Genomic DNA, 23,813 nt, shown 5'->3' with positions numbered 1-23,813 from the left:
CTCCCCTAATTAACCGTAACGACCGGTAATGTAGTCTTCTGTTTGTTTCTTTTCAGGATTGGTGAATAGATTATCGGTTGCACCAAACTCGATCAGATCTCCCATGTACATAAATGCGGTGTAATCGGAAACCCGGGCAGCCTGCTGCATGTTGTGAGTTACGATGACAATGGTGAAATCTTTTTTCAGTTCATTGATCAGCTCTTCGATCTTCAACGTAGAGATCGGGTCAAGTGCTGATGCCGGTTCATCCAGTAATAATACTTCAGGTTTAACGGCGATAGTACGTGCGATAACCAGACGCTGTTGCTGTCCGCCGGACATGCCGAGCGCGCTTTCGTGCAGTCGGTCTTTAACCTCATCCCAGAGGGCCGCAGATTTGAGTGCCCATTCAACGGTTTCGTCGATCAAACGTTTCTTTTTAATACCCTGAATGCGCAGGCCATAAGCCACGTTTTCATAGATGCTTTTCGGAAAAGGATTTGGTTTCTGAAACACCATGCCGACACGGCGCCGCAGGTCAGCAACATCGATGCCTCGTTCGTAAATGTTGTTTCCGTAGAGGCTCATTTCTCCGTCAATGCGGCAGCTGTCAACCAGGTCGTTCATCCGGTTGAAGCAACGTAACAGGGTCGACTTACCGCAACCCGATGGGCCGATAAAGGCGGTTACCCGGTTTTTAGGAATGTCCATGTTGATACCATGCAGCGCTCGTTTATCTCCATAATAAAGCTGGAGATCGCGTACGGTCAGGGCAATGGTCTCATCTTCCATGCGCAGGCTTTGCTTCTGGCGCTGCAGCGCGGAAATATCGATTGAATGGGTTTTAGCTTCCATAGTCATCATTAAACCTATCTAGTGTGCGGCTTACATCTCAAGCGCTTTGTATTTTTCTCTGAGGTGGTTTCGGATCGCAATCGCTGACATGTTTAACAGAGCGATAACCGCAACCAATAGCAGGGCGGTGGCATATACCAATGGCCGAGCAGCTTCAACGTTCGGGCTCTGGAAGCCCACATCAAAGATGTGGAAGCCCAGGTGCATAAATTTCTGATCCAGATGGATGAATGGGTAGTTGCCATCCAAAGGCAGGCTGGGTGCCAGTTTCACAACACCGACCAGCATTAGCGGTGCGACTTCACCAGCCGCCCGGGCGATTGCCAGAATAACCCCGGTCATCATGGCCGGACTTGCCATCGGCAGGACAACCTTCATCAGGGTTTCAAATTTGGTTGCACCCAATGCCAGGCTGCCTTCGCGAACCGAGCGAGGTATACGGCTAAGCCCCTCTTCGGTGGCCACGATTACCACAGGCACTGTCAGCAGAGCCAGTGTCAGAGATGCCCACATCAGGCCCGGTGTACCAAAAGTGGGTGCCGGTTTCGCCTCGGGGAAAAACAGATCATCAATGTTACCGCCGAGAAAGTAAACAAAGAAACCCAGGCCAAATACACCGTATACGATGGAGGGTACACCGGCCAGGTTGTTTACAGCGATCCGGATAAGTCGGGTAACAAAGCCCTGTTTGGCATACTCACGCAGATAGACGGCAGCGACAACACCAAAAGGGGTTACCAGAAGCGACATTAGCATTACCATCATCACCGTCCCGAAGATTGCCGGGAATATTCCCCCTTCGGTATTGGCTTCACGGGGATCATCGCTGACAAATTCCCAAAGTTTAGCCGCATAATGAAGGCTTTTCTGACCCACTCCCATATCGTTGGGGCGGAATGCGCGAACGATTTTAGCCAGTTGAACCTCAACGATTTTACCGTTGGCTACTTCTGCCGTAATCGAATCGCGGTTAATCTTGGTGTAGAGATCCAGCAGGCGCTGCTGCAGACCTTCATATTTAAGGTCCAGCTCTTTGCGCCGTTGCTCAATTTCAATGAAAGGGGCTGTTTCGGTAATATCCTTGAGTTGCAGGCTGCGCTCTTTCAGGCGTAAGCGTTCCAGCTCGTAGTTGATAGCCCCGATCTCATGCTTCTCAATCTGAAGAATATCATCGCGAATATCCAGAGCGCGCTGAATACGTGAATCCAGGTTGTCCCACAGAGCCAGGTATTCAGCAGATTTGTCATTGCCCTCGTAACGAGCAATCTCGATACCTGATTCTTTGATTGTCCGCAGGTAACCATACAAATTCCCCCACTCACGACGCTCAGCTGCGAACAGCATCTCTGGATGAGCCTGGTCTGACAAGAAGTCTTCAAGTACCCAGGTAAAGTCTGAGCCGTAGACATCACGGTTACCAATTTTAAGCAGGTGGCGGATAGAGAATTCTTTATCATCCGGAAGGTCGATACCGGCTTCGATCAGCTGTTTGGTCAACACTTCATTGGTCTCAACCACCTCGCCGGCGATGATACGGGACTCTCCATTCTGGGTGTACGTTCCCTGAATGATATCGGCTGGCCAGAAGTGACTCAGGCCGCGAATAGCGATCAGGCCCAGCAGGCCGACAACCATAATAATACTGATGGCGACTGCACCTGCATTCATCCATACCCAGGGTGAACCGGACTTAAACCACTCTTTTACTGAGATGTTCATATCGTATATTTCCTCAACAACTCAGGTTACAGGGAGCCATATTTATTGCGCAGCCGCTGACGGATGACTTCCGCCAGAGTGTTTACCACAAAGGTAAACATAAACAGCACAAAGGCAGCCAGGAATAGGATTCGGTAGTGTGTACTACCGACTTCGGACTCAGGCATCTCTACCGCGATGTTTGCCGCCAGAGTTCGCATGCCCTCGAATATATTTACGTCCATAATCGGCGTGTTACCTGTCGCCATCAGTACGATCATGGTTTCGCCGACAGCGCGACCCATACCGATCATTACCGCCGAAAAGATACCCGGGCTGGCCGTCGGCATAACGACTCGTGTCAGGGTTTGCCAGGGGGTTGCGCCCAGAGCTAATGAGCCGTAACTAAGGTGCTTAGGCACAGCAAAGATCGCATCCTCGGTGATTGAGAAGATGGTTGGGATAACCGCAAACCCCATCGCTATACCGATAACCATCGCGTTACGCTGGTCATAAGCGATTCCCAGGTCGTTGGTCAGCCAGTGGCGCATATTGCCATCAAACAATACCAGTTCCAGAGAAGGGCTGATGGCAATGCTGAGCCAGGTCGCCAGAATAATCACCGGTATCAGTAGCAGGGCATCCCAGCCATCCGGTACCAGCCAGCGAATCTGTTTTGGCATCTGTGCCCAGCAGAAAGCGAAGCCTAATATCGCGGCGGGCAGCATCAGCAGAGTAACAAAAATTCCGGGAAGGTTTTCCTCCATGAAGGGGGCCAGCCAAAGGCCTGCGAGAAAACCAAGAATGACGGTTGGCAGTGCTTCCATCAGTTCAATGAATGGCTTCACCTTACGACGCAGTGACGGCACCATAAAGTAGGCCGTATAGATTGCACCGCAGATCGCCAGAGGCGTTGCCAGCAGCATGGCGTAGAATGCCGCTTTCAGTGTCCCGAATGCCAACGGCATCAGGCTGTATTTTGGCTCAAAGTCATTGTTTGCAGCAGAAGACTGCCAGATATATTTAGGTTTCTCATGACCTTCATACCAAACCTTGCCCCAGAGTGCGCTCCAGGAGACCTCCGGGTGCTCATTGTCGATGTGTAGCAGGTTAAGTTTCCCCGCTTCTTCAATTAGTATCGCATTTGCCCGGGGAGCCATGGCGATCATTGAAGCGTTGGCCTGGGCGACTTTATGTGTCAGTACATTGGCGTTGGCTGTCGTGTTGTAAAGCCGCAGGTCGCCTGCTGTATCGATAGTTGCAAAACCTTTGCGACGATGTTCAATTGCCAGGTCTGTTACTGATGTATTGCCGGTTTTGAACTCGCGAATTTTGGTCATCAACCATTCGCCCTGATCGTTTCTAACGAGAAACCACTGAGAGACTTCGCCTTTATCGTTACCAATGAGAATTGCGTTGCCACCGAGAAGCAGGTCAAAGGTGGTTATTTTGCTGGAGGATGCCTCCAGAACCTGAGTTATAACAGGTTCGTCGCGGTCTCGCAGATTCACAACTTCAATTTTACCGCCTTCACCGGCCAATATAAGCCAGGAAAGATCAGGCATCATCAGCATCTTTTTAATCTTGAGGCCCAGATCGGGTAAAGCGGTGGTGGATTGTTCCAGTTCGATGTCACCGGTAAACAGGTTTTCAGTTCGAGAGATAAATACGGCTTGCATATTTGCCTCAGTTCCACCGATCAGAGCAAAGCCATCCTCGTTGCCATTGAATGCCAGGTGATCCAGAGGGACGGCCGCTATCTCTATAGGGGCTTCACCGAGAGGGTAGGTGATAGTTGGTAGTATTACGCGCTTCCCACCGGGATAGGTCGATTTATATTCGTGCTTGAATGCCAGCGCCGTACCGTTACTCAGGCCTATCGCAAAGGAATGGCTGTTTTCTGATGCCAGGGCAAAGCTAGTGATGCTGACACCGGCTGGTAAAGGTGCCTGAAGCGTTTTTATCGGTGTGCCATTAACGGTGTTAAAAAAGATCAGCTCACCCAGATCAGAGACTCGCAGGCCAATCTCTGCCTGTTCTTCCATCGCCATGTAGAGGGTTTTTCCTGCGCCGGGGACGGCATAAGGTTCAACAACCTGCTCATTATGTTCCCAGGGCTGGATTTCTGCAGACTGAAACATGGGGACTACTTCATAAAGAAGGTAGAAAAAGATCAATAGGATCGCGATGATGACACTGACACCACCCAGGCCGATGCCTGCTGAGGCCGCTTTGTCTTTAAAGGCCCGGAATTTGCGGCCGCGACGGGCTGCCGGGGAGTCAAAGTCCAGATCAGGAATAACGGAATTGTTCTCAATATTCATGAAAAATTTCTACAATGATAAAAGTTATGGCGCAAAGATAAACGTTGTTGATGACAGAAATGTTACAACTTAGTAATAAAACTTTTGCATACAAAAAAGGAGCCCATATGGACTCCTTTTTATCAGATTAGGCTTACTGGTCGAGCACGATAGGGCCGACCAGTAATTCTTTAAGTCAGGTCTGTATTATAGACCCAGTGCTTTCATCTGCTTTTCAACCAGAGAAGCCGGCAGAGGGATATAACCATCCTTCACCACAACTTCCTGGCCTACTTTAGACATTACCATTTTCAGGAACTCCCGCTCCAGAGGGGCCAGGTCCTGGCCAGGCTTCTTGTTAACGTACACGTACAAAGCGCGAGCCAAAGGATAAGAGCCGTTTAACGCATTCTCAGGTGTGGCTTCAACGAAAGGCGTGCCTGCTTTCTTCGTCAGGGCAAGTGCGCGAACAGATGAGGTTTTATAGCCGATACCTGAGTAACCGATACCATTAAGTGACGTGGAAACAGACTGTACAACAGATGCAGAACCAGGTTGCTCATTGACGTTGTTACGGAAGTCACCTTTACAGAGTGCTTTCTTCTTGAAATAACCGTAAGTCCCGGAGACTGAGTTACGACCGAAAATCTGGAAGCCCTGAGACGCGATGGAGCCAGTAGCGCCAACCTCGCCCCAGTTACTAACTTCGTTAGCCAGGCCGCACTTACGGGTGGCAGAGAAGATCGCATCAATCTGAGGAATAGTCAGACCCTTGATAGCGTTATCTTTGTTTACAAAAACGGCCAGTGCGTCGATTGCTACTGCTACCGGCGTTGGTTTGTAACCGAACTTCTCTTCAAATGCGCCCAGTTCTTTGTCCTTCATTTTACGCGACATTGGACCCAGGTTGGATGTGCCTTCAGTCAGTGCTGGTGGTGCAGTAGAAGAACCTGCAGCCTGAATCTGAACGTTCACGTTCGGGTAGTTGCGTTTAAACTCTTCAGCCCACAAAGTCATCAGGTTAGCCAGAGTATCAGAACCTACAGAAGACAGGTTGCCAGACACACCGGATGCTTTTGTGTAAGTTGGCAGGTTAGCATCCAGCAGATCAGATGCCGTTGCTGTCATGCACGTTGCTGTCAGGGCAACAGCGGCAAAAAGTTTGTTCATTGGTTTCATTACAAGCTCCAGAGAGTCGGATTTGAATACGCTTTAAAACGATCAGTATTGATTCGATGATGGCAATATAAGGGGGTTGTATGACAAAACTGTGACAGGCTGAAATATTTTTTATAGGTTTTGATACGGAGTAAGTCATATTTTAGCTAGACTTTAGTCGGGTGATTAATAGTAAAATATGCCCGCTAATAAAAAATAAAACTCTGGAATTGAGCTGATATGAATACCGATGAAACACTCTTAAAGCCTGAAGGTGAACTAAGCTTGCGTTGCCCTGCTGCTGGGGCTGCAGCGAATATGTTTGGTGACGTTTATGGTGGCTGGGTTGCATCGCAGGCGGTGCTTGCAGCTGAAATCCGTGCGGCTGAAGCGGCAGAGGGAAGGGTGGCAACGGTGTCCATCGGCGCGATGAGTTTTATGGCTCCGGTGCTGGAAGGTACTATTTTAAGCTTCTATACGACGATTATGGAGCAGGGCACCAGTTCGTTACGGATACAGGTTGAAGTATGGGGTTGTTGTCCCGATGGCCGGGATCAGCGCAAAGTGACAGAAACAGAGTGTGTACAGGTTGCTATTGATGGGCATGGCCATATTCGGGCGCTGGATTTCGGACAATAACAGTTTACTGATTAACCAAAGAACCAGTAGCCCACCAGGATTGCACTGATAATCCCTGCCAGATCGGCTGTCAGGCCACAGGTGAGTGCATGCCGGGTATGACGAACCCCCACTGAGCCGAAGTAGACTGCCAGAACATAGAAGGTGGTTTCTGTGGATCCCTGGATAATGGCCGCTAATCGTCCCGCAAATGAGTCTACTCCATGGGTGTTGATGGCATCCAGCATCATCGCCCGGGCACCGGAACCACTGAGGGGTTTCATCAGGGCAGTAGGCAGCGCATCAACAAAGCGTGTGTCCATACCGAGCAGAGAGACGCCTTCCTGTAGCAGCCATATCATTCCGTCCATCACACCACTGGCTCGAAAGACACCGATTGCCACCAGCATAGCCAGCAGGTACGGGATAATCATGATGGCGACAGAGAACCCTTCTTTTGCGCCATCAACAAAGGTTTCATAGATATTGACCCCTTTCAGGTGGGCTGCCCCAAGAAAGCAAATGATCGTGCTGAAAATCATAAGGTTGCCGATCAGAGATGATTGTTGCTGCAATTGATCGACCGTTAGCGTGGCAAAATAGCCGACAAATGCCAGTATCAGGGCAAAGAATCCTCCCAGGTAGAGAAGGGTGACGCGCTCCCATAAACGGATCTTCTGTACCCAGGCTACGGCTAGCAGGCCTGCCAGCGTAGAGCAGCTGGTTGCGATCAGGATAGGAATAAATACTGAGGTGGGGTCAGGCGCACCTTGCTGGGCGCGGTAGAGAAAAACCGTAATCGGAAACAGGGTTATTGAGGAGGTATTCAATACCAAAAAAAGAATCTGGGCATTGGTGGCGCGCTCTTTATCCGGGTTGAGCTGCTGCAGATCCTGCATCGCTTTTAAGCCTAGCGGTGTTGCAGCGTTATCCAGGCCCAGCATATTGGCAGATAGGTTCATGGTCATTGAGCCGATTGCAGGATGACCCTTGGGGACTTCGGGCATCAGTCGGGTGAATAACGGGCTCAGACCGTTGGCCATTTTTTCTACAAAACCAGCGGCCTCTGCCAGTTTCATAATACCCAGCCAGAACGCCAGAGTGCCGATGAGCCCCAAAGCCAGTTCAACCGAGACTTTCGACATATCAAAGGTTGATCGGACTATTCTTTGGAAAACGTCGGCATCTCCTCCAATAAGCCATTGATACAAACCGCCCATGAAGGCTAAGAGGAAAAAACCAAGCCAGATTCTATGTAACATTCCGGTACCTCTCAGAGGGGTTCAGAGTAGTATATCGGCGGTAGTGTTTGAAAGAATAGGGGAAAGGCAGGAAACCTGCCTATTTAGTTTTTTTAGGCTCAGAGCGGCTGAAGGTTGGCATAGCCGACTACCAGCCATTTGCTACCTTCGGAGTCAAAGTTAACCTGCACCCGGGCTTTGGGGCCAGAGCCTTCATAGTTTGTTACGATCCCGTCACCAAAGATGGGATGTGATACCCGTTGACCGAGTACAATTTGAGTATCCGGCACCTCTGCATTGGCAAACATGGATGGACGAGTTTGCTGACGAGCGGTTACCGGGCGACTAATGCTGGCGTTCAGCCGTACCTCTTCCAGGTGTTTATCCGGTATCTCACGGATAAATCGAGATGGTCGGTTAAAGGTTTCATTGCCATGCAATCGACGGGATTCGGCATAAGTGATAAACAGCTTTTCCATGGCGCGGGTGATGCCCACGTAGCACAGTCTGCGTTCCTCTTCGAGGCGGCCATCCTCTTCCAGAGACATCTTATGGGGGAACAGGCCTTCTTCCATTCCAGCGAGAAATACCAGGGGAAACTCCAGTCCTTTCGCTGAATGTAACGTCATCAGCTGCACGGAATCCTGGTGTTCATCTGCCTGTGCCTCACCAGCGTCAAGAGCTGCATCATCCAAAAACGCGGTCAGGGGGGTGCTGTTCTCGTTGCCCTCTTTATCGGGTTGCCAGGTTGAGAGGTATTGTCGTGCGGCGCTGATCAGTTCTTCAAGGTTTTCGATGCGTGCCTGGGCTTTCTCGCCCTTTTCTTTCAGGTGGTGATCAATCAGGCCTGACTTCTGGATCGCGTGTTCGGTCTGCTCGTGCAGGTCTGTCCCTGCGGTGTCCTGATCTATCCGGTTAACCAGGTCTATAAAAGCTTGCAGGGCGTTGGCTGCTCTGGGTGTGAGTTTATTCAACTCGATGACTTCATTGGAGGCACGCCACATGGACACTCCTTCGGTGCGGGCGTGTAGTCGGATCTCTTCAATGGTTTTTCCACCGATGCCCCGGGTAGGCACATTGATTACCCGCTCCATTGCGGTATCGTCTTCCCGGTTACTCACCAGACGTAAATAGGCGAGGGCATTTTTAATTTCCAGTCGATCGTAGAAGCGCTGGCCACCGTAGATACGGTAGGGCATGTTAGCCCGGATTAACGCTTCCTCGAGCACCCGGGACTGGGCATTAGAGCGATACAGGATAGCGCTTTCGCTGCGCAGGTTTCCTTTGCGTACCCAGCTGTCGATCTGATCGACAATAAAACGGGACTCATCCTGTTCATTGAAGGCCGAATAGAGGGCAATCTGTTCACCATCGGGCTGATCCGTATGCAGTTCTTTACCCAGTCGACCCTGATTGTTACGAATCACTTCGTTAGCGGCCTGCAAAATGGTGTTCGTGGAGCGGTAGTTCTGCTCCAGTTTTACCACCATCGTCTCGGTGAAATCCTGATTGAAGCGCTGGATATTTTCTATCTTAGCGCCACGCCAGCCATAAATTGACTGATCATCATCTCCAACGGCCATCAGTTTCTCAGGTAACGGCTTACGCGGATCGAGTGGCTGGCACAGGATTTTAAGCCAGGCGTACTGAATGGCGTTGGTATCCTGAAATTCGTCGACCAGAATATAGCGAAACCTATCCTGATAATGTTCCAGAAGGGCTGGGTTATGATCTCTGAGCAATTCCAGCGAACGTAACAACAACTCCCCAAAATCGACCATGCCTCCCCGATCACAAGCGTCTTCATAAGCCGCGTATACCCGGACCATTACCTGGGCATAGGGATCTCCATCGGGGTCTATATGTCGGGCTCGTAATCCTTCATCTTTCTGGGCATTGATAAACCACTGGAATTGTCGGGCGGGCCAGCGACTGTCATCCAAGTTCATCTCTTTCGCCAGACGTTTGATGAGTCGTAGCTGATCATCGGAATCCATAATCTGGAAGTTTTCCATCAGACCGGCATCGCGCCAGTGAGCGCGCAGAATACGATGGGCCAGCCCGTGGAAAGTGCCAACCCACATCCCTGCAGGGCTGAGGCCTAACAGTTCTTCAATGCGGCCGCGCATTTCCTTGGCGGCTTTATTGGTAAAGGTCACCGCCATAATGGAATAGGGTGAAAGTCCCTCTGTTTGAACCAGCCAGGCTATCCGGTGCACCAGTACCCGGGTCTTACCCGACCCCGCACCCGCCAGTACTAACATGTTGCAGACGGGAGCAGAGACCGCTTCCCGCTGGGCTTCGTTCAGGGAATCAAGTAGATGGGATACGTCCATAGTGGCTTCTTCAGATAGCTGTATAAATATTCAGTAGGGGATTATAGCCGCCGGAACAGCCGGAGGCTAGATAGATCTTTAAGAGCCATTGCTCGTAGCTCGAGCGATACAAAAAAAACGTGACTTGCTCGTAGCTCGAAAAAAAATCTTCGTTATTGGTTTTGAAGTGGCCTTGAAGATAAATGCTTTATAAGAAGTGGTTGCTATGGATCTGCAGTCACTAATATTTTCGAGCTACGGCAGCTTTGCTGGATTCTGTATCCGAAAAGTCAGAATTCGGCGGAACTCTTCCGGGTCTTTTATTTTCTGGGTGGAATTCGGGTCCAGTGCAGGAATTAAGCGCGATAGCCAGAAACGCATTGCCGCGGTACGGACTAATTGTGGCCAGGCGTGGTATTCGTTCTCTTCGAATGGGCGAACTTCATTATAGGCGGTGAGTAGTGCCTGTTCGCGCTGTGGGTCGATCGATCCGTCCGGGTTCACACACCAGTCATTAGCAACGATGGCCAGATCAAAGAGTAGGTAACCGGTGCAGGCGTTATAGATATCTAATACGGCACTCAGCTTATCGTTATCAAACAGTGCGTTATCAAAGAAAAGGTCGCCATGAATTGCTCCCTGAGGAAGGTTCCAGGACTGTTCCCGCAGTTGGTCGAACAGTTCGACCTCTGTGCGCAGTAGTGCTGCATCCTCTTCTGAAAGCTTTCGGGCTATCTGCTGAGACTCCCGGCGCCACCAGAATACGCCCCGGTGAGCTTGACGTTGCAGGTAGAAATCCCGGCCAGCCTGGTGAAATTGCGCTAATGCGTTACCAATCTGAGCGCAGTGGCTCGCTGTCAGTGTTTCGATATGGCTACCAGCCAGGCGGGGCTGAAGCAGCGCGGGTCGGCTGTGCATCATCTTAAGTGCGATACCGTTATGATCTTTATAGGGAAACGGTACCGGACAACCACGCTCTGCCAGCCAGGTGGTTAATTCGACAAAGTAGGGCATCTCTTCTTTATTCAATTCTTCAAAGAGAGTGAGTACATACTCCTGGTGGTCGCCTTTGCTATCAATGAGTGTGACAAAGTAGTTGGTATTTTCTATACCACCTTCGATCCCTTTAAAATCGACCAGCGAGCCCAGCTCGAAGTTGGTTAACAGGGCTTCAAGATCTGCTCGGCTTACATCAGTATATACGGCCATATATGCGCTTACTTATTTCCAATAAAGAGTGACGTGTTAACCCTGTTACCAGCTAAATAGAATCCATTTTGGCAACATCAGTGTTGAGTTATCGAAGCGATTAAACTCTCCCTCTGGCGTGGGAACCAGATAGTAGGACTTACCGACTACAGGTTCCACTTTTATCTCTTTTAGTTGCCCATTAATTCTATACTCGTAGTAAGTCGCCTTTTCCCCCTGACGTATAGTGACTACCGGTTCATTATCATCAAACTCCGGTAGCACTTCAGCGCTGGCTATTGGCGCCAGAGAGAACGCACTCAGCAAGGCTGCCAGTAACAGTATTTTCTTCATAACTACTCCGTGATCTGGTGACGCCTCTTCTGTGACAGAGGTGAATCGAATATGATGGTGCTCTCGGGACCAATCCCGTTAACAATATCTCCTGACGGACAATGACTGCAATACCATGACCGCAAATACCTCCCCTATTATCTTAGTCGATGGCTCCTCATATCTGTATCGGGCTTTTTTTGCTTCTCAACAAGCTGACATGCGCACCTCTGAGGGGGTTCCAACCGGCGCTGTTCGATTAGTTACCAGCATGATGCGTAGCCTGATCAAACAGTATCCTGATAGCCCGGTCGCCATGATCTTTGATGCGAAGGGTAAAACCTTTCGTGATGACATTTATCCGGACTATAAAGCGCAGCGTCCACCGATGCCGGATGACCTGCGTACTCAGATTGAGCCTATCCATAACATTGTCCGGGCGATGGGCTTTCCCTTGATCGCCGTGGAAGGTGTTGAGGCTGATGATGTTATCGGTACGTTTGCAAGGGAGGCCAGCGCGAAGGGATTAGAGACTATTATCTCTACCGGCGATAAAGATATGGCGCAGCTGGTGGATCAGCATGTTTCTTTGATCAATACCATGAATGATAGTTATATGGATGTTGATGGCGTAAAGGAGAAGTTTGGTATTCCGCCTGAGCTGATTATCGACTACCTGGCGCTGATGGGAGATAAAGTCGATAACATTCCTGGAGTGCCGGGGGTGGGTGAGAAAACTGCGCTGGCTCTGTTACAGGGGATCGGGGGGATCAGTGACCTTTATGCGAATCTGGACAAAATTGCGTCGCTGGGTTTTCGGGGCTCGAAAACCATGGCGAAAAAGCTGGAAGAGAACCGGGAAGGAGCGGAGTTATCCTATCTGTTAGCCACGATTAAAACCGACCTCGAATTGGAGATGGCGATCGAGGATATCCCGGCTCCGATTGCTGATAATGAGCAATTGATGGCACTTTTCCAGCAGTGCGAGTTTCGAACCTGGGTGAGAGATCTGGATGAGAAAGCGCCCGTTACAGCTGCCAGCGCTGAGGGTGAACCTGAAGCGCCAACCGAAATTGAATATGAAACGATTCTGGATCAGGCAGCATTCGATCGCTGGTTAGAGCGTCTTAGTAGCGCAGAGTTGTTTGCATTCGATACTGAAACAGACAGCCTTAACTATATGGAGGCGAATCTGATCGGTTTATCTTTTTCGATAGAACCGGGCAAAGCCGCTTACCTGCCAGTTGCGCATGATTATATGGGGTCTCCGGATCAGCTTGATCGTAATGGCGTATTACAGCAACTGAAACCTCTATTGGAAAGTGATACCCATAAGAAGGTCGGGCAGCATATTAAATACGATATGAATGTACTTGCCCGTTACGGTATTCAGCTTAAAGGTGTTGCATTCGATACAATGCTTGAATCCTATGCGCTTAATTCTACCGCGACCCGTCATAACATGGATGCGCTGGCAGACTTCTACCTGGGGGTAAAAACGGTCAAGTTTGAGGAGATCGCGGGTAAGGGCAAAAAGCAGCTGACATTTAATCAGATTGAAATGGAGCAAGCGGCACCTTATGCGGCTGAAGATGCTGATATAACGTTGCGGTTGCATCAAACGTTATTCAGCAAATTAGAAAAAGAACCATCGCTGGCGAGTGTCTTTTCTGACATAGAGCTGCCACTGATCTCCGTCATGGCGCGGATGGAACAGCAGGGAGCGATGGTTGATGCGACCCAGCTTGCAACACAAAGTATGGAGCATGGTGCTCGATTGAAAGAGTTAGAGACAACTGCGCATGAGTTGGCGGGTTGCCCTTTTAATCTGAGTTCGCCGAAACAGTTGCAGGATATTCTGTTTGAACAGCAGAAACTGCCAGTGATTAAGAAAACCCCGAAAGGCGCCCCTTCAACCGCAGAGGAAGTGTTGCAGGAGCTGGCGCTGGATTACCCTCTGCCGAAGGTGATTATCGAGCACCGCAGTCTGAGTAAACTGAAGAGCACTTATACTGATAAGCTGCCGCAGATGATTAACCCTGCTACCGGCCGGATACACACGTCATACCATCAGGCGGTGACGGCTACCGGTCGACTTTCCTCTTCTGATCCGAATCTGCAGAACATTCCTATCCGGTCTACCGAAGGGCGGCGTATTCGTCAGGCCTTTGTCGCGCCAGAGGGGTATAAGCTGGTTGCTGCGGATTATTCGCAGATTGAGCTGCGTATCATGGCTCATCTGTCACAGGATAAAGGCTTATTGAATGCCTTCGCTCAGGGTGAGGATGTTCACAAGGCGACAGCTGCGGAAGTCTTTAAAGTGAGCCTGGATGAGGTAACAGCAGATCAGCGTCGCAGTGCTAAGGCGATCAATTTTGGCTTGATCTACGGTATGTCAGCCTTTGGTTTGGGTAAACAGCTGGGTATTGGGCGTAATGAAGCGCAGAAGTATATCGACCATTACTTTGAAACCTACCCGGGCGTACAGCGCTATATGGATGATATTCGTTTACAAGCGGCAGAGAATGGCTACGTAGAAACACTGTTTGGACGCAGGCTCTATCTGCCGGAGATTAAAGCCAGTAATGGAATGCGCCGACAAGCGGCTGAACGAACAGCGATTAATGCGCCGATGCAGGGAACTGCAGCCGATATCATTAAGAAGGCGATGGTTAAGGTTGACCGTTGGCTGCAGAGTAGTGATACCGGAGCCAGAATGATTATGCAGGTACACGATGAATTGATTCTGGAGGTGCCTGAGGCCGAGCTGGAAGCGGTTTCCGCGGAATTAGTAGAGCTTATGCAAACAGCTGCAAAGTTGGATGTGCCACTGCTGGTGGAAGCTGGAACCGGTGATAATTGGGATCAGGCTCACTGAGATAAGCTCCTTCCAGAACCCTACCCATAAGGGTAGGGTGAACTTTTTATGACGGTATTACTCATAATTTATGAGGGCTGAACTATAAATCCTTGCCAAGGGAGGCTCTCGTGTAATACGCATGCGTTGAAGCTCTCGTGATCACTCAGTTCCCCCTTTTTGATTTCGAGGGCTTCTTTTTGTTTCGCTGCGCCGTGAGTATCTGTTTTATTCTGAGGATTCTTCTCCAGAATTTTCTGCAAGTAGCCAGGCGTTTAATTGATCACGTAACTGGTCAACACCGGTGCTCTTAAGTGCTGAGAAAGCCTGAATGGTAAGCAAAGGTTTGTTTTTAACATCAAGGGCCTGTTTTTGCTTTAGCATTGCGTTCTGCGCCGCCCCGCGGTTTAACTTATCCGCTTTGGTTAGCAAAATATGCAGCGGCATCTCGGCGTCATGGCACCATTCGATCATCATCAGATCGAACTCTTTCAACGGATGGCGGATATCAACCATCAGGACAACGCCCCGTAAACAGTCGCGATTCTGCAGATAATCATTCAAATGTTTTTGCCAGTGCTCTTTCATGGCGATGGGCACTTTTGCATAGCCGTAGCCTGGCAGGTCGACGATGCGGACGTCTTCAACATTGGTGTCGAAGAAGTTTATGAGCTGCGTTCGCCCCGGTGTTTTACTGGTACGGGCGAGTTTTGCATTGGTCAGTGTATTGATTGCGCTGGATTTACCTGCATTGGAACGACCTGCAAATGCAACTTCGGCACCTATGTCATCAGGGCACTGGCTGAGTTTACTCGCGCTGGTGTTAAAACGGGTCAAATGATAGTGAATCTGGGGTGAAGACATATACTTTTTGCCTATTAGCCTGTAAATACAGACATTTGTCGTTCCAGTTTGTGTGGATATTAGGTTATAATTCCGCCGGAATTCTACCTGTGACTGGTATATTACACCAGTCCGGGTGTTAGTTAGGTCGCCCTGTTTCAATCTGATTAGCTTTAGATTGCAGCAGAAACCGTTAGCAATTTATAGCAAGAGTCTGGATTAGTCGATGAATAAACTACTGATCGCCTTACTGGCAAGCGTGAGTTTCATAAGTGTTGCACATGCGGCGGGTGATGCTGCTGCAGGGCAAGGTAAAACCGCTGTATGTGGCGCATGTCACGGAACTGATGGCAATAGCGCTGTTGGTAATTTTCCTAAACTGGCAAGTCAAAATGAGCGTTACCTGCTGAAACAACTGCAGGAAATTAAAGCGGGCACCCGTCAGGTTGTAGAAATGACGGGACTTCTGACCAACCTGAATGATCAGGATATGGCGGATATAGCTGCTTATTACTCTTCTAAGCCGGTTCAAATTGGCGCGGCAAAAGCCGATCTGGTTGAAGCGGGCGAGAAAATTTACCGTGCCGGTGTTGAGTCGAAAGGCATCGCTGCCTGTACCGCTTGTCACGGTGCGCAGGGTAAAGGTATTGCGTCTGCAGGTTACCCTCAATTGGGTGGTCAGCATGCAGCATATACCGAAACTCAGCTGAAGAACTTCCGTGTAGAAGCGCGTACTAACGATCCTCAGAACATGATGCGTGATATCGCAGCGAAACTGAGTGATAAAGAGATTCAGGCAGTCGCAAGTTATATTCAGGGTCTGAATTAATATTCAGCTTTGAGTCAGGAAAGGCAGCTTAAGCTGCCTTTTTTATTGTCTGAAGTTTATTTGCACCGGGGCTGAACTTGAAGAGTATTGGCGTGTCTTAGGTGTTTGGATTGTCTGAAAGGGTGGAGATGCATATGTTAAAAAACCTGGGTATTGGTTTGTTACTGGTTCTTACGGCTGCAGTTGCGCAGGCTGAGGACTATAAGGCAGGCATAAATTATGAAGTAATTGCTCTCCCCGTGCCAACGGCGGATAAAAGTAAAGTAGAAGTGGTAGAAGCTTTTGGTTATCTCTGCCCGCACTGTGCTAGTTTCGAGCCGCTGTTGCATAGCTGGACAAAAAACCTGTCGGATGATGTAAGCTTTGTTCGTACACCGGTTGTTTTTTCTCGCTCCTGGGAGCCAATGGCTCGTGCTTACTATACTGCCGACCTGCTCAAAGTCGTGGATAAAACTCATCAGCCCACCTTTGATGCCTTGCATAAAGAGCGTCGTCGCTTCCGTAATCTGGAAGATTTTGCTGATTTTTATGCTGACCTGGGTGTAGATAAAGATAAGTTTACTAAGATGAATAGCTCCTTCGCCGTTAATATGCGAATGAATCAGGGGGCGTCCAAAGTAAAAGGCTATGGTATCCAAAGTGTGCCAACGTTAATCATAAACGGAAAGTATCGTATTACCGCTGAAAAGGCGGGTGGACATACCGGCATGTTGAAAGTAGCTGAGTATCTTATTGCTCAGGAACGAAACGCTAAGTGATCCGGGTTTATTTCTAGAAAGCCGCTATATGCGGCTTTTTTATTGCATTCTGAGTAGAGAACGCAGTGATGTGGGCTGGCGTCTCAGACCGAAATTGGCATAACATTAAGAAATCCCCTTATTGATGACCGGTTCGCAGGTGCAAGTGATGGAACAGGAAGACTGGAAAGAACGATATAAATCCCTTTCTGAAGAGATGGAAGTGCTCCAGGCGCAGCTTGATGATCGTAGCTTAGAACATCTTATCTGTCAGATGGCGGTCGCGCTTGATGGTCATTCTACCGTACTGGACCGAGCATTAGTCACTCTGTGTAAACAACTGAAGGCAGCAGAAGAAACCCCTCCTGAGACGATCCAGTTAGTTGAGAAGCAGCTTCGAGGGTTGGATATTGAGCAGCAGCGAAATAATAAAGAACTGCTACAGGGGCTGCATAAGTGGGTTCATCAATTACGCCTTAATCTGACGACTGATTTGAGTAATCAGCGGCTATTGGGTGTGGAATCCTCCATCGAGCCTTTCTCTGGTCAGGCGTCTCAGGTGTCGGGAGTTGTTAACCAGTTGGTTGATATTCAGGGGCCGTTATTGGAAGGCGGTTTGAGCGATGGGTTCAAGCAGGCAGCCGTGGTCGAAGATCTGGACCACCACGATGATGAAATACTGAAGCAGATTGGTAGTGAGCTTCTGATTGTAATGACCAGCCTGAACGCTCCTCAGGGTGAAATGCCCCGTGTGCGGGAGCTAACCCGACGAATTGAGGGGGGCGTTACGCTAGTGTCACTGTCTTCAATTATTCAGGATGTTGTGAGTCTGGTTGCAAGTCTGAGCTCGCAGAACAGTGAGGATTTTGAGAGCTATCTACGTAATTTAACCGGCCAGCTGGCAGAGGTTCAGGCCTTTGTTGAAGCAAGTCAGAAGGATGAACAGGTTGGTGGGGAAGTCGCAATACTCAGCAACGGCATCCATCAGGACGTTCAGGCGATTCAGCAGGCGGTATTAGCATCGAAGGACCTTAATCAGCTCAAGAGTAACGTGTCATCACAATTACTGAATATTGTTAAGTCTGTTGACCTGTTCAAGCAGAAAGAGGAAGACAGGGAGAAGCGGGTGCATGAGCGATACCTTCAGATGAATACCCGATTGGAGCAGATGGAAGAAGAAACCCAGCATATGAAGGTACACGTTGAGGCTGAGCGACAGAAAGCCATGACAGATGCTCTGACATCATTGCCGAACAGGGCTGGGTACGATGAGCAGGTGTCTGCCGAGTTTGAGCGCTGGACCCGTTATAAACATTCCTTTTCACTTGCTGTGGCTGATCTGGATCTCTTTAAGCGTATTAATGATACATACGGTCATCAGGCGGGGGATAAAGTGCTGCGCTTGATTGCGAGTATTTTGTCTAAACAAAGCCGGTCAACAGATTTTGTCGCTCGTTATGGCGGAGAGGAGTTTGTTATCCTGATGCCTGGAACATCCGCTGAGCAGGCTTCTTTGGCTGTTGATAAAATTCGCAAAGCGGTAGAAAAAAGCCCATTTAATTTCCACGGCCAACCGGTTCAAATTACGCTTTCTCTTGGTATTGCTGAAGTAAGGGAAGATGACAGTATCGAAGGATTGTTCAGCCGTGCAGATAAGGCGTTATACAAAGCGAAGGAATTGGGGCGAAACCGGATTGAGCAGGGTTAAGGTATTACGTCCGATACTCCGGTATGATGCAGCTCTTTACCTTACGAGTTGAAATGGGCAATATGCCTACCTCTCTTGATATCAATCGACTACGGAACTAGCAGCGGTGCGACGATTACTCCGAATTATTAAAATTGCACGGGTTTTTGCACGGTACCGGCTGGATACTCTGTTCGATCAGGTCAATCTACGCTGGTATGTTCGCCTACTGATCATGATGATGCTGTGGCGTTACCTGATTCCTGTTGGTAAACGGTCTCAGGGAGCACGTCTGCGCTTGGCTCTGGAAGAACTGGGGCCTATCTTTATTAAATTCGGTCAGATGCTTTCTACCCGTCGTGACTTGCTGTCTGATGATCTTGCCCTTGAACTGAAGAAACTGCAGGATCAGGTGCCCCCTTTTTCAGGCGCATACTCCCAACAGTTGATAGAGCAAGCGTTGAATGCTCCGGTCGAGGAGCTGTTTGCAGAATTCAGTGCCGAACCGATGGCATCTGCTTCGGTCGCACAAGTGCATGAAGCCCTGCTTTATAATGGCGAAGAGGTCGTGGTGAAGGTTATTCGTCCGGGTATCGAGCGGACGATCAAGAAAGATATGGCTCTGTTGTACACTCTGGCTCGTTTGGTTGAGGCGCTGTGGGCCGAGGGCCGTCGGTTAAGGCCTGTCGAAGTTGTAGCTGATTATGAAACGACTATTTTTGATGAGCTGGATCTACGAAAAGAGGCTGCCAACGGTTCTCAGATTCGGCGTAACTTTGATGGTTCACCTATTCTGTATGTGCCAGAGATATACTGGGATCTGACCCGGCAAAATGTATTGGTAATGGAGCGAATTCACGGTATTCCGGTGGCGGATATCGAGCAGTTAAACGCCCAGAACACGGATATGAAAAAACTAGCGGAGCAGGGGGTAGAGATTTTCTTTACTCAGGTTTTTCGCGATAGTTTTTTCCATGCGGATATGCATCCCGGGAATATTTTTGTATCTCGTAGTAATCCCGCCTCCCCACAATATATCGCGGTAGATTTCGGTATTGTAGGTTCACTAACCGCTGAGGATCAGAGTTACCTTGCTCGTAATCTTCTGGCCTTCTTTCAGCGAGATTACCGCCAGGTCGCCCAGCTACATATTGACTCTGGCTGGGTGCCTGAAGATACCAATGTTTATGCATTTGAAACCGCTATTCGTAGTGTCTGCGAGCCTATCTTTGAAAAGCCACTGAAGGACATCTCTTTTGGTTTGGTGTTAATGGGTCTGTTTCAGACGGCACGTCGGTTTAATATGGAAGTTCAGCCGCAGTTAGTGCTATTGCAGAAAACTTTACTCAATATTGAAGGGTTAGGGCGTCAGCTCTATCCTGAACTTGATCTCTGGCAGACAGCGCAACCCTTTCTGGAACGCTGGATGAAAGAACGAATGGGCCCTAAAGCGGTCTACCGTTCTATGAAGCAGCAAGCGCCAGACTGGTTGGATAAGATGCCTCATCTGCCGCAAATGGCCTATGAAGCCCTGCATCAGTTGAAGAATCTCGATGATGTTCGCCGTCGGGATATGCTTGCTTTGAGTGTCGCTCGGCAAGAATTACAGCGGCAGCGTAATCAGCGTGGTCGTTGGCTTGGTGTTGTGTGTCTGGTAGTTGCAGTGGGATTATCAGTGGAAGATCCTCTTTTGATTGCCAGTCAGTTACCTGCTGTCAGTTGGATCTTGGGCGGTGTAGCGACAATCCTGTTGCTGCGTCACTGAATTGAAACAATAAAGGCTTAGTCTTTGCCTCCCGTATTCCGGGGATAGCGCAGTCATAGGGGATCAGGTATCCTTGCGGCCTTAGTTTTTGAAGAATAGTGATATGTCTGAACAGTGGATAGAGCAAGTTAAGTGGAATAGTGATGGCTTGGTGCCGGCAATTGCGCAGGACCATGTGACGGGTAAGGTTTTAATGGTTGCCTGGATGAACGCTGAGGCGCTAGCCCTGACTGTTCAGGAGAATCGGGCTATCTACTGGTCTCGCTCCCGTCAGAAACTGTGGCGTAAAGGCGAAGAGTCGGGTCACGTTCAGCAGCTACATGAAATTCGATTGGACTGTGATGATGATGTTATCTTGATGTCTGTCGAGCAGCTTGGTGGTATTGCTTGCCATACAGGCCGCGAACATTGCTTCTACAAAACCCTTCAAGAGGGGGAGTGGGTTCCGGTTGAGCCCGTCTTGAAAGATCCAAATTCGATTTATGAGAAGTAAGGCCTGAATATGAAAGATGTATTGACGCAGCTAGGTGATATTCTGGAGCAGCGAAAAGCAGCTACAGCTGAAAAATCGTATGTTGCAAGTCTGCATGAGAAAGGTCTGAATAAAATCCTGGAAAAGGTTGGTGAAGAAGCGACCGAGACTATTCTGGCGGCTAAGGATGCGCAGGTTAGTCGAGATAACAGCGATGTTATCTATGAAACAGCAGATCTTTGGTTTCATACCCTGGTGGCTCTTTCCCACTTAGGAGAGCGTCCAGAGACGGTTCTGAATGAACTTGCGCGACGTTTCGATATGTCGGGCATTGAAGAGAAAGCATCCAGAGCGGATAAATAAAACAGACGGTATTTATGGGTGTGATTAAGCACCTGGAAATTGAGTTAGATAATCTATTCATATGTGAGCGGATACTGTTCGCTTCAGAAGTAAAACGGAGAACAATAATATGTTAGGTGGTATTAGTCTTTGGCAGCTGGCTATTCTTTTAGTGATTGTTGTGCTGTTGTTTGGTACTAAAAAGCTACGCAATATCGGAGGCGATCTCGGTGGTGCGGTAAAGGGCTTTAAAAAGGCAATGAACGAAGAGCCTAAAGAAGAAGATAAGAAGTTAGAAAATGATGCTGAATTTACCGAGGCAGATAATGCTGAAGTAAAAGAGCAGGCTAAAGACGAGCCGAAAACTGATAAATAACAGGTAGCTGGCAGATGTTTGATATCGGCTTTGCGGAGCTCCTGATTATTGCGGTAGTTGGGCTGGTAGTGTTGGGGCCGGAAAAACTTCCTGTGGCTGCGCGTACCGTCGGCTTGTGGGTGAGAAAGGCCAAGCGCACCATCGGCGGTATACAGTCCGAAATTAATGAAGAGTTACGCCTGGAAGAGATGAAGCGTCAGGTTGTCCTGAAACAGGATGAGCTGGATCGTGAACTTGATGAAATGCGCGAGCCGTTCTCAGAAGCACTGGGTAATAACTCTCCGTTAGCTAATAGTATTTCTGCGCCTGAAAAGAAAAAGTCTGAGCCAAGTCCGGATCAGACTGCTGCTGTAGAAACGCCGCCTGTAGAGGAAAATTCTAAGGCCGATGATAGATCCTAACCAAAACCTGCCTGATAATGATCAGGAACAGCCATTTGTCTCCCATCTTGTGGAGCTGCGCAGTCGGCTGATGCGGGCTTTATTGGCAATTTTGATTCTCTTTCTTTGCCTGTTCTATTTTGCTAATCATCTGTATGAAATAATATCTGCTCCCCTGACGGCATTGCTGCCCGAAGGCACTAGTATGATCGCTACAGATGTGACATCTCCCTTCTTTGCGCCATTCAAGCTAACCTTAGTATTGTCACTGTTCTTGGCGATGCCGGTTATTCTGCACCAGGTATGGGGATTTATCTCTCCAGGCCTTTATAAGCACGAGAAGCGTTTGGCAGTGCCACTATTAGCATCAAGCATCGTGCTCTTTTATTCAGGGATAGCGTTTGCTTACTTCGTTGTATTTCCGCTGATTTTTGGTTTTTTTACCAGCGTTGGTCCAGAAAATGTTGCGGTGATGACTGATATCAGTAGCTATCTTAATTTTGTACTTAAGATTTTCTTTGCGTTCGGCGTTGTTTTTGAAATCCCGATTGCGACTCTCTTACTGGTCTGGAGTGGTATAACAGATGTTCAGAGTCTGCGGCAAAAGCGAGCTTATGTAATTGTCGGCTGTTTTGTTTTGGGCATGTTATTGACACCGCCGGATGTGATTTCTCAAACATTACTTGCCTTGCCAATGTGGTTGTTATTTGAGTTGGGAATCATACTGGCCGTTATTGTTAAGAAGAAAGGCCCGGTTGTAGATGAAGACGATGAGCTTGAGGAAGCGATACAGGACGAAGATGAGAATAAGGGGATTTAGTTGCTAGAACACCGCTTCGCGGCTCGCTAGGAGTTAGATGCTTCGCTTGCTAGAAAAAGTAAGAACATAAAACCGCCGTCAGGCGGTTTTATTGTTTCAGGGACGAAGCCTTTTCATTCTTTTGCTTACGAAGCACGTTGTTGCAAGGATCAAAAAGAATGCTCTCCTAGCCACTCGCAAGCGGCGCAGCCGCGTCTAGCTAGTCGCGTAGCGACGGTCTCGCTACTGGCCTCCTCGAAGTGCTGAATTTTTCATAAAATATTCACTTTTTTGTGCTCCCGATGTTGACTCCTCAGGCCATGAATGTAGAATGCGCTTCCTCGCTTGAGACAGCCGCTGGAAACGGTCGCTGAGGCAGGTTGAGCTGTTCAGTATAACTGATTGAAAAACAGTGTTTTTTAGTTGGATTAAACGGAACAGGAAGAAGATCGGATGGTTTGATAATTTGTTAAAAATTATGAAACAAAATGGTTGACTTCATCAGGGTGTTGAGTAGAATACGCACCTCGCTTGAGAGACACACCGGCAACGGTTTGAGTCACTCAGGCAACGCTCTTTAACAGTTTGGTCAGATAATTCGTGTGGGCGCTTGTTGAGATGAAGCAAAAAGCTTTATCAAAGCAAACGACCAACGTGAATACATTTATTTGTTTTTATGTGAAATTGTTTAATGCTTTGAGCTAGATTTACAGAATGTCTTTTTCCGACATTCTTGATTTAAACTGAAGAGTTTGATCATGGCTCAGATTGAACGCTGGCGGCAGGCCTAACACATGCAAGTCGAGCGGTAACATTTCTAGCTTGCTAGAAGATGACGAGCGGCGGACGGGTGAGTAACGCGTAGAAATCTACCTAGTAGTGGGGGATAGCCCAGAGAAATTTGGATTAATACCGCATACGCCCTACGGGGGAAAGGAGGGGACCTTCGGGCCTTTCGCTATTAGATGAGTCTGCGTCGGATTAGCTTGTTGGTGAGGTAATGGCTCACCAAGGCGACGATCCGTAGCTGGTCTG

Annotated in this window: 20 protein-coding genes and 1 rRNA gene (1 of these 21 running past the window's edge); 12 read left to right on the top strand and 9 right to left on the bottom strand. The window is 48.8% G+C overall.

The genetic code is table 11. From position 1 onward, the window contains the following. Positions 1-9 precede the first annotated feature (9 nt). The 4 genes from pstB to AMJAP_RS17425 form a co-directional block, all read right to left on the bottom strand. On the bottom strand, positions 10-843 hold the full coding sequence (gene pstB / locus AMJAP_RS17440) for a phosphate ABC transporter ATP-binding protein PstB (RefSeq protein WP_019621291.1): 834 nt from the start codon (positions 841-843) through the stop codon (positions 10-12). 24 nt (positions 844-867) lie between these two features. Further along, complete coding sequence (gene pstA / locus AMJAP_RS17435) at positions 868-2,556, bottom strand: phosphate ABC transporter permease PstA (RefSeq protein ID WP_019621292.1); 1,689 nt, start codon at positions 2,554-2,556, stop codon at positions 868-870. Between the two features lie 26 nt (positions 2,557-2,582). Next, complete coding sequence (locus AMJAP_RS17430; protein WP_019621293.1) at positions 2,583-4,859, bottom strand: ABC transporter permease subunit; 2,277 nt, start codon at positions 4,857-4,859, stop codon at positions 2,583-2,585. 186 nt (positions 4,860-5,045) lie between these two features. After that, positions 5,046-6,017 (bottom strand): PstS family phosphate ABC transporter substrate-binding protein, encoded by a 972-nt coding sequence (locus AMJAP_RS17425; RefSeq protein WP_019621294.1) that lies wholly within the window; start codon positions 6,015-6,017, stop codon positions 5,046-5,048. 219 nt (positions 6,018-6,236) lie between these two features. Between AMJAP_RS17425 and AMJAP_RS17420 the strand changes: the two genes are divergently transcribed. After that, the gene (locus tag AMJAP_RS17420; RefSeq protein WP_019621295.1) at positions 6,237-6,635 is read left to right on the top strand and encodes an acyl-CoA thioesterase; all 399 of its coding nucleotides are present in this window, start codon (positions 6,237-6,239) and stop codon (positions 6,633-6,635) included. An 11-nt stretch (positions 6,636-6,646) separates the two neighbouring features. Here the strand turns inward: AMJAP_RS17420 and AMJAP_RS17415 are convergent, their stop codons facing one another. The 4 genes from AMJAP_RS17415 to AMJAP_RS17400 all read right to left on the bottom strand — a co-directional run bounded on the left by AMJAP_RS17415 (position 6,647) and on the right by AMJAP_RS17400 (position 11,712). Beyond that, positions 6,647-7,876, bottom strand: a complete 1,230-nt coding sequence (locus tag AMJAP_RS17415; RefSeq protein ID WP_026340062.1) for a nucleoside recognition domain-containing protein — start codon at positions 7,874-7,876, stop codon at positions 6,647-6,649. 98 nt (positions 7,877-7,974) lie between these two features. Next, complete coding sequence (gene uvrD, locus AMJAP_RS17410) at positions 7,975-10,191, bottom strand: DNA helicase II (protein ID WP_019621297.1); 2,217 nt, start codon at positions 10,189-10,191, stop codon at positions 7,975-7,977. Between the two features lie 234 nt (positions 10,192-10,425). Next, a complete protein-coding gene (locus tag AMJAP_RS17405) occupies positions 10,426-11,379 on the bottom strand; it encodes a homoserine kinase (protein ID WP_019621298.1) in 954 nt (317 codons plus the stop codon). Positions 11,380-11,424: 45 nt separating this feature from the next. Further along, a complete protein-coding gene (locus AMJAP_RS17400) occupies positions 11,425-11,712 on the bottom strand; it encodes a DUF2782 domain-containing protein (RefSeq protein ID WP_019621299.1) in 288 nt (95 codons plus the stop codon). A gap of 115 nt (positions 11,713-11,827) precedes the next feature. Between AMJAP_RS17400 and polA the strand changes: the two genes are divergently transcribed. After that, positions 11,828-14,569 carry a DNA polymerase I gene (gene polA / locus AMJAP_RS17395; protein ID WP_019621300.1) on the top strand — a complete coding sequence of 914 codons (2,742 nt, stop codon included), beginning with the start codon at positions 11,828-11,830 and terminating at the stop codon, positions 14,567-14,569. 207 nt (positions 14,570-14,776) lie between these two features. On the opposite strand, the gene yihA is transcribed toward polA, so the two are convergent. Further along, positions 14,777-15,412, bottom strand: a complete 636-nt coding sequence (gene yihA, locus AMJAP_RS17390; protein ID WP_019621301.1) for a ribosome biogenesis GTP-binding protein YihA/YsxC — start codon at positions 15,410-15,412, stop codon at positions 14,777-14,779. A 205-nt stretch (positions 15,413-15,617) separates the two neighbouring features. Here yihA and AMJAP_RS17385 point away from each other — a divergent pair, with 205 nt between their 5' ends. From AMJAP_RS17385 to AMJAP_RS17340, 10 genes are all read left to right on the top strand, one after another. Next, positions 15,618-16,220 (top strand): c-type cytochrome, encoded by a 603-nt coding sequence (locus AMJAP_RS17385; RefSeq protein WP_019621302.1) that lies wholly within the window; start codon positions 15,618-15,620, stop codon positions 16,218-16,220. Between the two features lie 134 nt (positions 16,221-16,354). Then, positions 16,355-16,978 (top strand): thiol:disulfide interchange protein DsbA/DsbL, encoded by a 624-nt coding sequence (locus AMJAP_RS17380; protein ID WP_040404311.1) that lies wholly within the window; start codon positions 16,355-16,357, stop codon positions 16,976-16,978. Positions 16,979-17,126: 148 nt separating this feature from the next. After that, positions 17,127-18,665, top strand: a complete 1,539-nt coding sequence (locus AMJAP_RS17375; RefSeq protein ID WP_169336945.1) for a sensor domain-containing diguanylate cyclase — start codon at positions 17,127-17,129, stop codon at positions 18,663-18,665. Between the two features lie 106 nt (positions 18,666-18,771). Beyond that, the gene (gene ubiB, locus AMJAP_RS17370) at positions 18,772-20,409 is read left to right on the top strand and encodes a ubiquinone biosynthesis regulatory protein kinase UbiB (protein ID WP_019621305.1); all 1,638 of its coding nucleotides are present in this window, start codon (positions 18,772-18,774) and stop codon (positions 20,407-20,409) included. Positions 20,410-20,512: 103 nt separating this feature from the next. Next, on the top strand, positions 20,513-20,902 hold the full coding sequence (hisI, locus tag AMJAP_RS17365; protein WP_019621306.1) for a phosphoribosyl-AMP cyclohydrolase: 390 nt from the start codon (positions 20,513-20,515) through the stop codon (positions 20,900-20,902). 9 nt (positions 20,903-20,911) lie between these two features. Continuing rightward, a complete protein-coding gene (locus AMJAP_RS17360) occupies positions 20,912-21,244 on the top strand; it encodes a phosphoribosyl-ATP diphosphatase (RefSeq protein WP_019621307.1) in 333 nt (110 codons plus the stop codon). A gap of 109 nt (positions 21,245-21,353) precedes the next feature. Beyond that, positions 21,354-21,599: a Sec-independent protein translocase subunit TatA gene (gene tatA / locus AMJAP_RS17355; RefSeq protein ID WP_019621308.1), complete on the top strand. Its 246-nt coding sequence runs from the start codon at positions 21,354-21,356 to the stop codon at positions 21,597-21,599. Between the two features lie 14 nt (positions 21,600-21,613). Beyond that, positions 21,614-22,000: a Sec-independent protein translocase protein TatB gene (gene tatB / locus AMJAP_RS17350; RefSeq protein ID WP_019621309.1), complete on the top strand. Its 387-nt coding sequence runs from the start codon at positions 21,614-21,616 to the stop codon at positions 21,998-22,000. Next, a complete protein-coding gene (gene tatC, locus AMJAP_RS17345; RefSeq protein ID WP_019621310.1) occupies positions 21,987-22,799 on the top strand; it encodes a twin-arginine translocase subunit TatC in 813 nt (270 codons plus the stop codon). The genes tatB and tatC overlap by 14 nt, the downstream gene beginning before the upstream one ends. Positions 22,800-23,518: 719 nt before the next feature. Further along, positions 23,519-23,813, top strand: a 16S ribosomal RNA gene (locus AMJAP_RS17340) (it continues 1,246 nt past the right edge of the window).

Source organism: Amphritea japonica ATCC BAA-1530 (assembly GCF_016592435.1).
Taxonomy (GTDB): Bacteria; Pseudomonadota; Gammaproteobacteria; order Pseudomonadales; family Balneatricaceae; genus Amphritea; species Amphritea japonica.
The sequence above is the reverse complement of the archived record's forward strand: the minus strand, read 5'-3'. Positions and strand labels throughout refer to the sequence as shown.